This is a genomic window from Motilibacter aurantiacus, from assembly GCF_011250645.1.
Classification (GTDB): Bacteria; Actinomycetota; Actinomycetes; order Motilibacterales; family Motilibacteraceae; genus Motilibacter_A; species Motilibacter_A aurantiacus.
In genome coordinates this window covers 135,197-149,849 of record NZ_JAANNO010000006.1, presented here as the reverse complement: position 1 = coordinate 149,849, position 14,653 = coordinate 135,197, and the positions used below count along the sequence as shown (strand labels likewise).

The 14,653-nt window shown below is 74.5% G+C and carries 16 protein-coding genes and 4 tRNA genes; 12 read left to right on the top strand and 8 right to left on the bottom strand.

The window, feature by feature from the left end; translation table 11 throughout:
• Positions 1-191: 191 nt before the first annotated feature.
• The 4 genes from rsgA (at position 192) to G9H72_RS12590 (ending at position 2,673) form a co-directional block, all read left to right on the top strand.
• Positions 192-1,331, top strand: a complete 1,140-nt coding sequence (gene rsgA, locus G9H72_RS12605; protein WP_331272250.1) for a ribosome small subunit-dependent GTPase A — start codon at positions 192-194, stop codon at positions 1,329-1,331.
• A gap of 89 nt (positions 1,332-1,420) precedes the next feature.
• Positions 1,421-1,621, top strand: coding sequence for a hypothetical protein (locus G9H72_RS12600; protein ID WP_166171525.1), 201 nt, complete (start codon positions 1,421-1,423; stop codon positions 1,619-1,621).
• Positions 1,622-1,675: 54 nt separating this feature from the next.
• Positions 1,676-1,993 carry a hypothetical protein gene (locus tag G9H72_RS12595; protein ID WP_166171523.1) on the top strand — a complete coding sequence of 106 codons (318 nt, stop codon included), beginning with the start codon at positions 1,676-1,678 and terminating at the stop codon, positions 1,991-1,993.
• 167 nt (positions 1,994-2,160) lie between these two features.
• Positions 2,161-2,673, top strand: coding sequence for a universal stress protein (locus G9H72_RS12590; RefSeq protein WP_166171521.1), 513 nt, complete (start codon positions 2,161-2,163; stop codon positions 2,671-2,673).
• A gap of 95 nt (positions 2,674-2,768) precedes the next feature.
• Here the strand turns inward: G9H72_RS12590 and G9H72_RS12585 are convergent.
• From G9H72_RS12585 to G9H72_RS12575, 3 genes are all read right to left on the bottom strand, one after another.
• Positions 2,769-2,843, bottom strand: a tRNA-Val gene (locus G9H72_RS12585).
• Between the two features lie 36 nt (positions 2,844-2,879).
• Positions 2,880-2,950, bottom strand: a tRNA-Cys gene (locus G9H72_RS12580).
• A 32-nt stretch (positions 2,951-2,982) separates the two neighbouring features.
• Positions 2,983-3,055 (bottom strand) — tRNA-Gly (locus G9H72_RS12575).
• A 202-nt stretch (positions 3,056-3,257) separates the two neighbouring features.
• On the opposite strand from G9H72_RS12575, the gene G9H72_RS12570 reads away from it, so the two are divergent.
• Entirely contained in the window at positions 3,258-4,262 is a 1,005-nt protein-coding gene (locus G9H72_RS12570) for a chorismate-binding protein (RefSeq protein WP_166171519.1), read from the top strand.
• A complete protein-coding gene (locus tag G9H72_RS12565) occupies positions 4,259-5,098 on the top strand; it encodes an aminotransferase class IV (protein WP_331272249.1) in 840 nt (279 codons plus the stop codon). Before G9H72_RS12570 ends, G9H72_RS12565 begins: the two co-directional genes overlap by 4 nt.
• 34 nt (positions 5,099-5,132) lie before the next feature.
• Here the strand turns inward: G9H72_RS12565 and G9H72_RS12560 are convergent, their stop codons facing one another.
• Positions 5,133-5,552 (bottom strand): SsgA family sporulation/cell division regulator, encoded by a 420-nt coding sequence (locus G9H72_RS12560; RefSeq protein ID WP_166171517.1) that lies wholly within the window; start codon positions 5,550-5,552, stop codon positions 5,133-5,135.
• 201 nt (positions 5,553-5,753) lie between these two features.
• Between G9H72_RS12560 and G9H72_RS12555 the strand changes: the two genes are divergently transcribed.
• The 6 genes from G9H72_RS12555 to G9H72_RS12530 all read left to right on the top strand — a co-directional run bounded on the left by G9H72_RS12555 (position 5,754) and on the right by G9H72_RS12530 (position 11,960).
• Positions 5,754-6,191, top strand: coding sequence for a TIGR02611 family protein (locus tag G9H72_RS12555; RefSeq protein WP_331272248.1), 438 nt, complete (start codon positions 5,754-5,756; stop codon positions 6,189-6,191).
• 48 nt (positions 6,192-6,239) lie between these two features.
• Positions 6,240-6,314, top strand: a tRNA-Val gene (locus tag G9H72_RS12550).
• 185 nt (positions 6,315-6,499) lie between these two features.
• On the top strand, positions 6,500-6,835 hold the full coding sequence (locus G9H72_RS12545) for a histone-like nucleoid-structuring protein Lsr2 (protein ID WP_166171515.1): 336 nt from the start codon (positions 6,500-6,502) through the stop codon (positions 6,833-6,835).
• A 114-nt stretch (positions 6,836-6,949) separates the two neighbouring features.
• Entirely contained in the window at positions 6,950-9,334 is a 2,385-nt protein-coding gene (locus G9H72_RS12540; RefSeq protein ID WP_166171513.1) for a sensor domain-containing phosphodiesterase, read from the top strand.
• A gap of 73 nt (positions 9,335-9,407) precedes the next feature.
• Positions 9,408-11,387 carry a threonine--tRNA ligase gene (thrS, locus tag G9H72_RS12535; protein ID WP_166171511.1) on the top strand — a complete coding sequence of 660 codons (1,980 nt, stop codon included), beginning with the start codon at positions 9,408-9,410 and terminating at the stop codon, positions 11,385-11,387.
• Positions 11,388-11,402: 15 nt separating this feature from the next.
• Positions 11,403-11,960, top strand: a complete 558-nt coding sequence (locus G9H72_RS12530; RefSeq protein WP_166171509.1) for an HIT family protein — start codon at positions 11,403-11,405, stop codon at positions 11,958-11,960.
• Here the strand turns inward: G9H72_RS12530 and G9H72_RS12525 are convergent.
• The 4 genes from G9H72_RS12525 to G9H72_RS12510 are packed head-to-tail and all read right to left on the bottom strand — an operon-like array spanning position 11,907 to position 14,639.
• Positions 11,907-12,809, bottom strand: a complete 903-nt coding sequence (locus G9H72_RS12525) for a hypothetical protein (protein WP_196791133.1) — start codon at positions 12,807-12,809, stop codon at positions 11,907-11,909. The two genes, G9H72_RS12530 and G9H72_RS12525, sit on opposite strands and share 54 nt — an antisense overlap.
• A complete protein-coding gene (locus G9H72_RS12520) occupies positions 12,806-13,282 on the bottom strand; it encodes a hypothetical protein (protein WP_166171507.1) in 477 nt (158 codons plus the stop codon). The genes G9H72_RS12525 and G9H72_RS12520 overlap by 4 nt, the downstream gene beginning before the upstream one ends.
• Entirely contained in the window at positions 13,279-14,205 is a 927-nt protein-coding gene (locus G9H72_RS12515) for an HTTM domain-containing protein (RefSeq protein ID WP_166171505.1), read from the bottom strand. Before G9H72_RS12515 ends, G9H72_RS12520 begins: the two co-directional genes overlap by 4 nt.
• A complete protein-coding gene (locus tag G9H72_RS12510; RefSeq protein WP_166171503.1) occupies positions 14,193-14,639 on the bottom strand; it encodes a hypothetical protein in 447 nt (148 codons plus the stop codon). The genes G9H72_RS12515 and G9H72_RS12510 overlap by 13 nt, the downstream gene beginning before the upstream one ends.
• Positions 14,640-14,653: the final 14 nt, after the last annotated feature.

Sequence of the window (14,653 nt, the reverse complement as noted above, 5' to 3'; positions counted from 1 at the left end):
CGGAAGGAGGCGGTCCCGGTGGACGACGTCTTCGTCGTGCCCGCTGCCGGCCCCGGCCGCGGGACGCCCCGTTCCCGCGCCCTCGTCGGCCGATCGCCCTCGGCACTTCCGACCTCCGACGACCCGGCGCCCCGCTAGCGCCGCGCCACGCCGCGCCGCAGGGGCGCCCCTCCTCGACAGGAACCCCTGACGTGCAGTTCTCGACCTCTCGTCCGTCCACCTCCACCTCGCTGTACGCCGAGCCCGGGCTGCTGCGCTCCCTCGGCTGGGACGCCACCACCGCCGCCGCGTACGACTCCGCCGTCGCCCTGCTCGCCGCATCGGAGACAGCCGCGTTGGCCCCCGCGCGGGTCGTGCGGGTCGACCGTGGCGCCTCCGAGACCCTGACCGCGCAGGGCCCGCTCCGCGTCGAGCACGCCGCCGCCGTGCTCGAGGCCGGCCGAGCCGACCCCACCACGCTGCCCTGCGTCGGGGACTGGGCGGTCGTCTCGCGCCACGAGGACCCGCCGCGCCTGGTGGCGCTGCTCGCACGCCGCACGGCCTTCGTCCGCCTCGGCTCGGCGCCGGGCACCTCGGCCGGCCAGGTGCTGGCGGCCAACGTCGACGTGGCGCTGGTCGTGGAGCCTCTCGTGCCCGAGCCGCACCCGGGCCGGGTGGAGCGGCTGCTGACCCTCGCCTGGGAGAGCGGCGCGCAGCCGGTCCTGGTGCTGACCAAGGCCGACCTGGCCCCGGACGCCGACGCCCTCCGGGAGGAGCTGGGGGCCGCAGCACCCGGGGTCGATGTGATTCCCGTCAGCTCGCGGACGGGTGAGGGGGTCGACCTGGTCCGGGCGTACGCCGCGGCCGGCGCCACGGTGGCGCTGCTCGGGCCGTCCGGCGCCGGCAAGTCCAGCCTCGTCAACGCGCTGTCCGGAGCCGAGCTGGCCCCGACCGGGGGCACGCGGGCCGACGGGAAGGGCCGGCACACGACCGTCTCGCGGGAGCTGGTCCTGCTCGCCGGAGGGGGAGCGCTCATCGACACGCCGGGGCTGCGCGGCATCGGAGTGGTCGCCGGCGAGGATGCGCTCGAGCAGGCGTTCGCCGACGTGACCGCACTGGCGGCGCACTGCCGCTTCGCCGACTGCGCGCACGGCGCGGAGCCGGGCTGCGCCGTGCTGGCGGCCGTCGAGTCCGGCGAGCTGCCCGAGCGCCGCCTGGCCAGCTGGCGCAAGCTCGAGCGCGAGGCCCGGTGGGTGGCGACGCGGCAGGACGCACGCGCGCGGGCACAGGAGCGCGACCGCTGGAAGGCGATCCACAAGGAGCTGCGGCGCAGCGGGCGCTCCCGGCCCTAGCCGGGCAGCGGGGCACCTGACACGGAAACACCCGAAGGACAGGGGAGGGCGGTCGGCGCGCGACGGCAGGGGCCGGGCACAATCAGCCCATGTCCGCGTCCCCGGCCCCCGACGGCCCGACCGCCCGCCCCGCCTCCCACGACGAGGCGTACTCCGCGCTCCGCCACGGCAGCTCGGAGGACGCCTGGGACCTGCTCGCCCGGGCGGTGCTCGTGGTGAGCAGCCTGGTCTTCCTCGCCGCCGTCATGGCGTACGCCGTGTGGCTGTTCGTGGAGGCCGCAACCAACTGACCGGCGTCCGCAAGCGCCTGTTGGAAACTCTGCGTTTCCAATAGGCTGCGGTTCGTGACCAACGTGGGCGAGGACCTCCTCACGTCGCACCTATCGGAGCTGGCCGCCCTGGCCCGGGCCCACCACCTCTTCGATGTCGAGCCGGTGGACACCGTGCACGCTGCGGCCCCGGAGAAGGACGCCGAGCTCAGCGTGCAGCTGGGGCCGGGGGCGACGTACGCCGACGTGCGCCGCTTCGAGCTGGCGGCGGCCGCGCTTCTCGGCGTTCCTGTCGTGGCCGTCAGCAAGGCCGCTGCGGCCGTCCCCGTCGCGCGCGGCACGGCCTCCGTCCCACAGGCCGCGGCGCGCGCAGTGGCCCGCGCGGGCGACTGAGCGCAACGCCGGGCAGGTCGACCACTCGGTCTCCCGCGGGCCGGCGGGGTGCGCGGTCGAGCGGGTCTGCGGTCGTCGCGGACCGATGCAGCGATGGCTTTCCCGGTCGGGCAGGAGAGCCGGCGTGGGGGCGGGAGAGCCGCCGTGCGGCGGGGTAGACCTCGTCCATGACCGAGCGGACGACGACGGGGCGGACGACGGCGGGGCACACGACGGCGGGGCAGGCGGCGCGGTCCACGATCGTGGTCGGGACCGACGGGTCGGACTCCTCGCGGGACGCGCTGCTGTGGGCCGCGGACGCAGCCCGGCGCAGTGGCGCCGGGCTACGGGCGGTGTACGCCTGGGACGTGCCGGCCGTCTCGGGCCTGGCGCTGGGGTTCGTCCCCGAGCCCGACCCCGACGTGTCGGCGACGGCCGGGCGGGAGGTCACGAAGCAGATCACCCACGCGCTGGCCGAGGCGGGCTTCTCGGACCTGCCGCTGGAGGTCCGCATCCGGCAGGGCCACGCCGCCCAGGCGATCCTGGACGAGTCCGGGGACGCCGACCTCATCGTGGTCGGCCGACGGGGGAGCGGGGGATTCGCGGCCGCGGTCATGGGCTCGGTCAGCCGCTACGTCAGCGCCCACGCCGCACGGCCGGTGGTGGTCGTCCCCTGTGACTCGCACCGCGCGAAAGGATGAGCCCGTCCCTCGAACGCTGCTGCAGAGACGCAGCGCAGACGTCGCAGGAAGAATGCAGAAAGCCGCACGCGATCGCGTGCGGCTCTCCCTCGGGGTGGTGGGCGATACTGGGATTGAACCAGTGACCTCTTCCGTGTCAAGGAAGCGCTCTCCCACTGAGCTAATCGCCCAAGGTTTTGCCGACGACGCCGTCGCGGCAAAATGCGAGGTGGAGACGGGATTTGAACCCGTGTAGACGGCTTTGCAGGCCGTTGCCTCGCCTCTCGGCCACTCCACCGAGGTGAGGCCCGGGCACTCCCGACCTCTCCGAGCGGACGACGGGATTCGAACCCGCGACCCTCACCTTGGCAAGGTGATGCTCTACCAACTGAGCCACGTCCGCGTGTCATTCCGGTGAGTGCTTCCGCTCTCCCCGGCGACGAGAAGAACTGTACCCCACGCCAGGAGGAGCTGGCACCGCCCCTCCCTGTCGTGTCCCCGTCCTGTCCGAGCGGTGGACTCGACGTGGCCACCGGGTGGCCGATCGGCGGGGTCGTCGTGGGTGGCGGGCGGCCCGCCCGTCCGTGGCCCGCTAGCGTCGCGGCGTGCGGCGACCCCCCTCGGCCTGGCTCGGCGGCCGGCTGGCCACCGGCCTCGAGGCGATCACCGACGACCCCGCCGACCTCGACCGCGGAGGCTGGTGGGCCGTGGTGCAGGGCTTCGAGGGCACGTTCCGGGCGGCCCGGTTCGCGCGGGTGGTGGCCGCTCCGCTGCCGGCGGCGCCGCCCTGGGCCGGCCCGGCGCGCGGAGCCTGGCGGTCCTCGCTCGACAAGGCCGGCTTCGTCGCGGCAGTGCGGGACGTGCGGGCGCGGATCGGGCGCGGCGAGGTCTACCAGGTCAACGTCTGCCGGGTGCTGGAGGCCGAAGCCCCGGACGCCGACGTGCTCGCCCTCGGCCACGTGCTCGTGGCGGGCAACCCCGCTCCCTACCTCGGGGTCGTCGACGTCCCCGGCGTCGCGCAGCTGGTCACGGCCAGCCCCGAGCTCTTCCTGTCCCGCGAGGGCGACGCCGTGGCCTCGATGCCGATCAAGGGCACGGCCCGCACGCCCCAGGGGCTCACCGCCAAGGACACGGCCGAGAACGTGATGATCGTCGACCTGGTCCGCAACGACCTCGGCCGGGTCTGCCGGCCGGGCAGCGTGGTCGTGCCGTCGCTGTGCCGGGTGGAGGCGCACCCCGGTCTCGTCCATCTGGTCTCCACCGTGGCGGGGACGCTGCGGCCCGGGACGACGTGGGCCGGCCTGCTCGGGGCGCTCTCCCCGCCCGGATCGGTCAGCGGTGCCCCCAAGCACACCGCGCTGGCCGCCATCGAGCAGCTCGAGCCGGTGCCGCGCGGGCCCTACTGCGGAGGGATCGGCTGGGTGGACGCGGACCGGGGGCAGGCCGTGCTGGCCGTCGGTATCCGCACCTTCTGGCTGCAGGACGGTGCGCTGCGGTTCGGCACCGGCGCCGGCGTCACCTGGGGGTCGGACCCGGAGCGCGAGTGGGACGAGACGGAGCTCAAGGCCGAGCGACTGCTCGGGCTCGCATCCGCGAGCGGGCGGGAGTGAGCGACGTGGACGAGGTGACCGTCTGGCAGGACGGCCAGGTCCTGCCGGGACGCGAGGCGCGCGTCAGCGCCCTCGACAGCGGGCTCACGATCGGCGACGGAGTCTTCGAGACCGTGCGCGTGGACGCGGGCACACCGCTCGCGCTCACGCGGCACCTGGACCGCCTCGCGGCCTCCGCGCTGCGGCTGGGCATCCGCCCACCTGCCGCCGACGCCGTCCGCACGGGCGTCGGTCAGCTGCTGGCGGCCGCTCCCCGCGCACCTCGGCAGCGGCTGCGGGTGACCGTCACCGCGGGGCCAGGGCCGCTGGGGCCGGGACGGGGCACCGGGCCGGCCACTCTCGTGCTCGCCGTCGCGGCGCTCGCCGAGCTGCCGGCGCACGCGGCCGTCGTCACGTCGCCCTTCGTCCGCAACGAGCGCTCCCCCCTCGCCGCGGTGAAGTCGGTGTCGTACGCCGAGAGCGCGTGGCTGCTCGCCGAGGCCCGGCGCCGTGGGGCCGACGAGACGCTGGTCGCGAACACCCGGGGAGAGCTGTGCGAGGGGGCAGCGGCGAACGTCTTCGTGGTGCTCGGCGGGCGGCTGGTGACGCCGCCGCTGTCGAGCGGCTGCCTGCCGGGCATCACCCGGGCACTGGTGCTGGAGACCACCGGGGCCGTGGAGGAGACGTTCCCGTACGCCGCCCTGGCCGACGTCGAGGAGGCGTTCCTCACCTCGTCGCTGCGGCACGTGACCTCGGTCGCGCGCATCGACGACCGGCTGCTGATGGCGCCGACCCGGCGCACGAGGGAAGCGGCCTCCGCGCTGGCCGCCCTGCTCGTGGCCAGCCCCGACCCGTGAGGCAGGGGTGGCGCGTCGTGGTCCCGGCGGACGCTCAGGTCGCGAGGAGCGCGGCCAGGGTCGAGTCGAGGTCGAGGTAGCGGTTCTCCTCGCCGGGGGGGACGACCAGGGCGGTGCGCGCGACGAAGTCGCGCAGCACGCCCGCGGGAGCCTCGAGCAGCGCCTTGCCGTCGGGGGAGGAGAGCGCGAGGTAGACGACCTCGTCGTCAGGGTCGGTGCCGGGCCACACCCGGACGTCGCCCTGCCCGACCGGGCGGTTCACCCCGGCGGCGATGAGCTCGCGGGCGAAGACCCAGTCCACGCCCTGCCCGCCGGTGCGGAACGTGGCCTGGACGGCGTACGGGTCGGCGGAGTCGTAGCGGAGCACCACGGGGACGGGGACGGACGCTTCGCCGGGAACGACCAGGCGCACGTCGAGCTCGCAGGACACCGTGGCGGCGGGGCGACGGTCCATGGTCGAGTTCCTTCGGCTCGGAGGGCAACGCGTTGTCGTGCTCGAACGCAGAGTTGCCCGGGCCGGTCAGCCCCAAAACGCCGTAGGCTCACAGCGGAGCCGCGTTGATCGCGAACGCGGCCGCGCGGGGCGGCACGAGCGCGCCGTCCCGTCGGCGGGGGCGACAGTACTCCAAAGCGGAGAATCCGGACAGGGGGCGACGTGACGAGCGCGCAGCAGGGACCGGCCGGGGTCGACCAGGGCGGCGCGACCCGGCTGGAGCGCTACCACGCCTGGCGCGACCGCCGCATCGCGACGAGCCGCACCCGGCGCATGGTGTGGCGCACGATCATCGGCGCCCTCGGTGGCCTCATCGTCGTGCTGGGCCTGGCTCTCGTCCCGCTGCCCGGCCCCGGCTGGCTCATCGTCTTTCTCGGGGTGGGCGTCCTCGCCACCGAGTTCACCTGGGCCGAGCGGCTCCTCGAGCTCGGCAAGGACCTGCTCGACAAGTGGACCGACTGGCTCGGCCGCCAGCCCATCTGGGTCCGCGGGCTGATCGGCCTGGCCTGCTTCGTGTTCGTCTGCGCGGTCGTGGTGGTCACCCTGCGGATCGTCGGCGCCCCGGGGTGGGTGCCGGACTGGGTCCCGCTGGTCCGCTAGACTCCCATCAGCACTTCGGCGCCGGCCTCGGTCGGGACGCTGGGGCGCGGGCGATTAGCTCAGTGGGAGAGCGCTTCGTTCACACCGAAGAGGTCACTGGTTCGAACCCAGTATCGCCCACCACGGCCTCCGTGGCCCGGTGGACAGGTCCCGCCATCTGCGGCCGGACTCCAGGCCCCGTCGACATTGTCCGGGGAATTGCTCTCTCTGACCTGAGCGGGTTATCGATGCGCGTGCCGCGCGTTCTCCCGCGCCAGATCATGATTGACTTCCCCGGGCCTTTGTCGTGGAGGAGGAGTCGGAGACACATGGCGCAGCGTGTGGTTACCGAGCTGATCGACGATCTCGACGGAAAGAGCGCGGCGGCCGAGACGGTCACCTTCGGCCTCGACGGTGTGATGTACGAGATCGACCTCAGTGAGGAGCACGCCGAGGAGCTGCGCACGCTGCTCGAGGGGCATGCACTGCACGGGCGTCGCCTGCCCGCGAGCCGCAGCCCGCGCCGGCGGGGGGCAACGCGGCCCGCAGGCGAGGGGAGCGACCCCAAGCTCATCCGCCAGTGGGCGCAGGAGCAGGGCTACGAGGTCAGTGCCCGCGGCCGTGTCAGCAAGGCGCTCATCGAGGCGTACGAAGCCGCGCACTGACGATTCGCCCGCACGGGCCCGCGCTGTTCTCCCCCTGTCGGGTCGCGCGGCCGATCTGCCCTGGCTACGCTTCCGTCTGCAGCGGGGAGCCGAATCCGGTGGGGGCCGCTCGGAATGGTGCGTAGGGGGAGCGGGCCGTCGGCGGCCCAGTCGCTCGAGCGGACGGTCGAGCAGGCGATCGCCTCGCCCTCGAGGCTGTCGGCGGTGCTCGGCGCCCGGTCCGACCTCTACCCGCTCGGTCCTGCCCTCGACGCGCTCGCGCGCACCGTCGCCCGCCTCAGCGGGGCCGAGACGGGCCTGGTCACGCTGCTGACGCCCGGGCTGCAGCACCGCGTCGGCAGGAGCGGGACGGGCATCCCGGTGGACGAGCGACGCCCGGACGTCGAGGTCCCCTGCGCCCACGTCGTGGCGTTCGAGGAGCCGCTGGTCGTCCCCGACTGCGCCTCCGACGTCTCGTTCCGGGCGTCCGCCGAGGGGCCGCACGCTTTCCGCTTCTACGCAGGCGCTCCTGTGCTCGCGAGCGAGGGGCAGTGCGTCGGCACCGTCTCGGTGCGCAGCCGGCTCCCGCACGAGCCGTCCCACCTCGTGTCCCCGGCGGCACTCGTCGACGCCGCCCGGCAGGCGAGCGCGCTGCTCGCCGTCGCCCGCGGGCAGGCCGAGCGCGCTGCCCAACTGCGCGTGCTCGCCGCCCTCGCGGCGGGGCGGCCGATGCGCTCGGTGCTCGAGCTGCTCGCCGCGGAGGTCGAGTCCCTGCTCGGCCCCGGCCTGCGCTGCTCTGTGCTCGTCCTCGACCCGGCCACGCGGACGCTGTCCGACGCCGCCGGGCCGAGCCTGACCGAGGAGTTCCGCATGGCGGTCGACGGGCTCGCCGTGGCAGAGGGACAGGGGCCGTGCGGGTCCGCCGCGTACCGCCGGGAGCCCGTCGTCGCGGTCGACCTGACCGACCCGGTGTGGGCGCCCTTCCTGCGCCTCACCCGGGAGCTCGGCATCCAAGCCTGCGCATCGCTGCCGGTCCTGGCCCCGGACGGCGAGCCGCTCGGGACGCTCGCGCTCTACCGGGACGAGCCCGGCGCCCCGAGCGCCTACGAGTGGGCCACGCTGCGCAGCTTCGCGGGGCTCACCCGGCTGGTGATCGAGCGCTCGCGGGTGCAGGCCGAGCTCACCCGGCTCGCGACGAGGGACGAGGTCACCGGCCTGCTCAACCGGTCGACCTTCCTGCGCCGGGCCGAGGAGCTGCTCGCCGCACCGCCCGCGGCGGGCACGGACCACGTCCTCCTCTTCTGCGACGTCGACCAGTTCAAGCTGGTGAACGACACCCTCGGCCATGCTGCGGGGGACGCCTACCTGCGGCGCGCCGCCTCCGCGCTGCGCGAGCGGCTCCGGCCCGAGGACCTCATCGCCCGGTTCGCCGGCGACGCCTTCACCGTGTTCGCAGCCGACGTGCCGCGGGCCGGGGTCGACGCGCTGGCCGAGCGGGCCGGCGGCGCGTTCACCGTCCCGCTGCAGGTCGGAGGCCACGACCTGCGGCTGTCGGCGAGCGTGGGCGCGGCCTGCTCCAGCGTCAGCGGGTCGGCCGTGGACGACCTGCTCCGTGACGCCGACCTCGCCATGCACGAGGCGAAGCTGGCCGGCCGCGCGCAAACGCGGGTCTGCGACGCCTCGCTGCGGGCGCGGGCGGCGTCCCGCTCGGACCTGGTGCTCGCGCTGCGCCACGCGATCCTGGAGGGGGAGACCTCGGTCGCGTACCAGCCGGAGGTGGACCTGCTCACCGGCGAGCTGCTCGGGCTGGAGGCGCTCTGCCGGTGGGCACGGCCGGGCGGCGGGCCCGTGGCCCCGGACGTCTTCGTCCCGCTGGCGGAGGAGGCCGGCCTGATCGGCGGGCTCGGGCGCCAGGTGCTCGCCACGGCGATGGCCGACCTCGCCCGCTGGCGGGAGCGGGCCGCGGCGGTGGACGGGCTGACCGTGTGGGTCAACGTGTCGCCGCTGCAGCTCAACGACGCGCGGTTCGTGCCGGGCGTGGCCGACCTGCTCGACCGGCACGCCCTGCCCGGCCACTGCCTCGGGCTGGAGGTCACCGAGACCGCCGTGACGGCCCCGCGCGCGCGGGCGCGCCTGCACGAGCTGCGTGGGCTGGGGGTCCGGATCGCGGTCGACGACTTCGGGACCGGCTACTCCAGCCTTGGCGCGCTGAAGGCACTCCCCGTCGACCTGCTCAAGATCGACCGGGCCTTCATCGACGGCCTGCACGGCGCCGGCTCGGACGCCCGGATCGTGGCCGCGATCCTCGCCATGGCCGACGCGCTCGGGCTGACCGTGCTCGCCGAGGGCGTCGAGCGCGCCGAGCAGCTCTCGGCGCTGGTGCGGCTGGGGTGCACGCGCGGGCAGGGCTTCCTGCTCGGGGCCCCGGAGCCGGCGACGGCCATCGAGGCGAGGCTGAGCGCGCCGGGACCGGGAGCCGCCGCCGGAACGCGCGGGCGGCCGGGCGGGGGCCGACGGTAGGGTCGGCGCTCGACCCGCCGTTGCCGGCGTACCGGCCCGCCCGGACGCCGGCAGCCCGACAAGGAGGCCAGCCGTGCCCGACCTGCGCATCACCGTCGCGACCCCTGCCGAGCGGGCGGAGCGCGAGGTCCCGCAGGGCACGACGGCCGCGGACCTCGTCGGGGGCGACCGGGCGGTCGTCGTCGCCCGGGTCAACGGGGTGCTCCGCGACCTCAGCCACGTGGTGGCCGACGGCGACGTGGTCGAGCCGGTGCGCAACGACGAGCCCGACGGCCGGGCCGTCGTCCGCCATTCGGCGGCGCACGTGCTGGCGCAGGCGGTGCAGGAGCTGCACCCGGAGGCCAAGCTCGGCATCGGGCCGCCCGTCGAGAACGGCTTCTACTACGACTTCGACGTGGACACGCCGTTCACTCCCGAGGACCTCACCGCCCTCGACAAGAAGATGCAGGCGATCATCAAGGAGGGCCAGGCCTTCTCCCGCCGCGTCGTCACCGACGAGCAGGCGCGCGCCGAGCTGGCCGACGAGCCGTACAAGCTCGAGCTGATCGGGCTCAAGGGCGGGAGCTCCGAGAGCTCCGGTGGGGAGGAGTCGGTCGAGGTCGGCGGCGGCGAGCTGACGATCTACGACAACCTGCGCCGGGACGGCAGCCTGGCCTGGCGCGACCTCTGCCGCGGCCCCCACGTGCCGACCACCCGTGCGATCCCGGCGTTCAAGCTCATGCGCACGGCCGCCGCCTACTGGCGCGGCAGCGAGAAGAACCCGCAGCTGCAACGGGTCTACGGCACCGCCTGGGAGTCCAAGGACGCGCAGAAGGACTACCTCACCTTCCTGGCCGAGGCCGAGAAGCGCGACCACCGCCGCCTCGGCGCCGAGCTCGACCTCTTCAGCTTCCCCGACGAGATCGGCTCCGGTCTCGCCGTCTTCCACCCCAAGGGCGGCGTGATCCGCAAGGTCATGGAGGACTACTCGCGGCGTCGCCACGAGGAGGCGGGCTACGAGTTCGTCAACACCCCGCACCTGACCAAGGGCAAGCTGTTCGAGGTCTCGGGCCACCTGGACTGGTACGCCGAGGGCATGTACCCGCCCATGGAGCTGGACGAGGGCCAGCGCTACTACATGAAGCCCATGAACTGCCCGATGCACAACCTGATCTTCCGGGCACGTGGGCGGTCCTACCGTGAGCTCCCGCTGCCGTTGTTCGAGTTCGGCACGGTCTACCGCTACGAGAAGTCCGGGGTGGTGCAGGGCCTGACCCGCGCCCGCGGGTTCACCCAGGACGACGCCCACATCTACTGCACCCGCGAGCAGATGGCCGAGCAGCTGGACAAGCTGCTGACCTTCGTGCTGAACCTGCTGCGCGACTACGGGCTGGACGACTTCTACCTGGAGCTGTCGACCCGCGACCCGGAAAAGTCCGTCGGCACCGACGAGGCCTGGGAGGAGGCGACCGAGACCCTCCGCCAGGCGGCGGAGAAGCAGGGGCTCGAGCTCGTCCTCGACCCGGCCGGCGCGGCGTTCTACGGCCCGAAGATCTCCGTGCAGGCCAAGGACGCCATCGGCCGAACCTGGCAGATGTCGACGATCCAGCTCGACTTCAACCTGCCCGAGCGGTTCGAGCTGGAGTACCAGGCCGCGGACGGCACCCGGCAGCGGCCGGTGATGATCCACCGCGCGCTCTTCGGCTCGATCGAGCGCTTCTTCGCCGTCCTGCTCGAGCACTACGCGGGGGCATTTCCTCCCTGGCTCGCCCCCGTGCAGGTCGTCGGTATCCCGATCACGGACGCGCACATCCCCTACCTGCAGGACGTGGCGGCCCAGCTGCGGGCGAAGGGGGTCCGGGTCGAGGTCGACACCTCCGACGACCGGATGCAGAAGAAGATCCGCAACGCGCAGAAGCAGAAGGTCCCCTTCATGCTGCTCGCCGGCGACGAGGACGCCGCCAAGGGCGCGGTCTCCTTCCGCTACCGCAACGGCGAGCAGAAGAACGGCGTCCCGGTCGCCGACGCCGTGGCCGAGGTGCTCGACGCGGTCGAGCGCCGCGTACAGGTCTGAGGCCAGGGACCGCAGATGACGCTGGAGCCGCCCGAGCTCGTCGAGCAGCAGGGAGCGGGGGAGCCCGACGCGCTCGGGCGGCTCTGGACCCCGCACCGCATGGCCTACATCCGCGGGGAGAACAAGCCGTCCGACGAGGGCGGGCAGTCCTGCCCGTTCTGCCACATCCCCTCGTTGAGCGACGAGGAGGGGCTGATCGTCGCCCGGGGCGAGCTGGTCTACGCCGTCCTCAACCTCTACCCGTACAACGCCGGCCACCTGCTCGCGGTCCCGTACCGCCACGTGCCCGACTACACCGACATCGACGTGGCGGAGACGACCGAGCTCGCGGCCTTCACCCAGGCGGCGATGCGCACGGTGCGGCTGGTCAGCGGGGCCCAGGGCTTCAACATCGGGATGAACCAGGGCGGCATCGCGGGAGCCGGCATCGCCGCCCACCTGCACCAGCACGTCGTGCCGCGGTGGGGTGGCGACACCAACTTCATGCCGGTCGTGGCCCGCACCCGTGTCCTGCCCCAGCTACTGGCGGAGACCCGCCGCCTGCTCGCGGCCGCCTGGCCGGGCGAGCCCTGAGCCGAGCCGGGCGAGCAACGGGCGCGCCGGCACCAGCCGCTCGAGGGGAAGGAAGGCCGCGAGGCACACCACGAGCGGCAGGAAGTGGATGCGGGTCGTCGCCCAGGTCCCCAGGTGGAACGCCGCCAGCGTGAGGGCGCCGATCGCCTGCCAGCGCGCTCGCACGACGAGGAGTGCAGGGGTCAGCGCTTCCATGACGAGGACGCCCCACTGCGCGGTGCGCAGCAGGGCCGGCGCCTCGGCGAGCACGTCGCCCAGCTGCGTGCCCCGCCGCGACATGGCCCAGGAGAACGTCGCCCCCGTCGCCCAGCCGGCACCGCCGAAGCGCATCTTCGCGACCGCCGACAGGAAGTACGTCGCCACGCAGGCGACCTGCACCGCACGGAGCGCGAAGCCTGCGGCTGCGCTCGTGCGCAGGTCACGCAGGCCCGCCGGCCCGACGGTCGGGAGGGCGAAGAGCGCGACGACCAGTGCGAAGTGGTCGTGGTCGATCTTGCCGTAGGAGAAGGCGATCGAGACCCAGTCGAGGAACCCGACGGCCAGGACGGCGCCGGCCAGCCGGGGCAGCCGGCCGGCGGCGACGACGAGCGCGGCCACGACCACCACGGCCGCCAGCGCCCGGACGTACTCCGGGCCGGGCGCGGGCAGGCCCAGCACCCGGCGCAGCAGCAGCGGCTGGTAGAGCTCGGCCGGCCCCTTCGCGTGCGGCAGGACGTCGGCGGTGAGGAACGCCATGTCGAGCAGGACGAAGACGGCGAGCACCCGGCGCAGCACCGCGGCCCGGGCGAGCGGTACGGCCGGGGCCAGCCAGCGCGCGGCACGCCCGGGTGGGGCGACGGTCACGCTCACCGGCCCTGCCAAGCGGCTACCGGCACCTCGACCGGGTCGAGCAGCCGCCCGCCCTCCATCCGGGTCACGCGCTCGTGCAGCTCCACGCGGACCAGCCGGGGACGTCCCGGGTGCAGCGCGGCCCACGCCTCGGCGAGCGCGCGCAGCCGCTCGGGCCGCTCGCGGAAGCTCTCCAGCTGGCCCTCGACCTCCGCCCGGTTCATCCCGACCGAGTCGTTGGTGAGCGGGACGTCGACCGCGTCGCCGGCGTCGGTCACCGCGGTCACGAAGGCGGCGCGCACCTCCCCGTCCGGGTCGGTGCGGAAGGCGAACTGCGACATGGGCGCGAAGGGCCAGTGGTCGTCGACCCCGCGCAGGCTGCCCCAGGCCGCACCGGCGGTGACCACGGCGAGCGCGCCGCCGCGCCAGAGCACGGCGCGGCGGGTGAGCGGGAGGTCGGCGCCGCGTGGGCCCGGCCGCGCGGGGCCGGTCACGACGTGCGGGCCGGGGACCGTGTCCCGGGCAGCCCGAGCCGCTCGCGGGCACGCTCGGCGGCGACCGCCAGCCGCGGGGCGAGCCGCTCGAGGGGGAGGAAAGCGGCCAGGCAGAGCGTGTGCGGCCAGAAGAAGATGGTGGTGCCGGCGTACGTCGCCAGGTGAAAGGCGAGGAAGAACGCGACGATCCGCAGCCGCCAGCGCTCGTTCACGAACAGCACCACCGGGGCGAGCAGCTCGAAGGCGACGATCACCCACTGCCCGACGTGCAGCGTCCAGGGGACGTCGAGCATCCATTCCGACAGCACCGTCCCGCGCCGGTCCACGGCCCGGGCTAGCGTCGCCGAGTTGACCCACTCCCAGCCGCCGAACCGGACCTTCGCCCAGGCCGCGTAGAAGTAGGTGGCGACGACCGCGAGCTGCACCGAGCGCAGCGCCCACCCGGCCGCCTCGGAGGAGCCGCAGCCGCGCAGCCGTGCCCGGCCCACCGTCGGCAGCACCGCGAGGGCGACGAGGAAGGCGAACCGGTCGTGGTCGACCTTGCCGTAGGAGAAGGCGACGACCTGGTACTCGGCCCACAGCAGCAGCACGCCGACGCCGAGCACCCGGGGCGCGCGGCCGCTCAGCGCGGCCAGCGCGAGCAGCGCGGAGCCCCACTTGCAGACGAGCACGAGCGTCTCGTTGGGCACCGGCAGGTGCAGCAGCCGGCCGATCAGCAGCGGGGAGTAGAGCTCGGCGTTGGCCGCGCTGCGGGTGTCGCCGATCGTGTGCAGCAGCAGCACGTCCAGCGGGACGAAGAGGTAGACGAGGACGCGGAGGACCGCCACGCGCTCCAGCGCGACGGCCGGCAGCAGCCAGTTGCGCGCCCGGTCGCCCCACGTCCGCCGGGCCGCGCGCGTCTGCTGAGGCGTCAGCGTCGCCACGTGGCGAGCACCTCCCGGCGGACCTCGCCGGTCGGGCGCCGGTCCTCGAGCACGGTGGCGACCCGGACGAGGCGCACGGCCGGCCAGGGCGCGTCCTCCGGGTGCAGGCGCTCGTGCGCCTCGGCGAACCGGGCCAGCAACGCCGGGTCGGCCACGAGGCGGGGCTGCTGCCCCTCGGCCTCGGCCCGGTTCATCCCGACGTTCTCCGCGGTGAGCGGGGTCTCGGCCCAGCGGCCGTCGTGGGCCTGCCGCTCGAGGGTGAGCACGGTGACCACCCCCGAGGGGTCGGTGCTGGTCGAGTACATCCGGAACGGCCCGAAGGGCCAGGCGTCGTCCTGGCCCCAGAGCGTGCCGGCGGTCAGCAGGGCGCCGGCCACGACCGTGACGGCTACCCGCCAGGCGACGGCGCCGCGCGCCAGCGCGCTGTCGATCACGGACCTCCCACCCC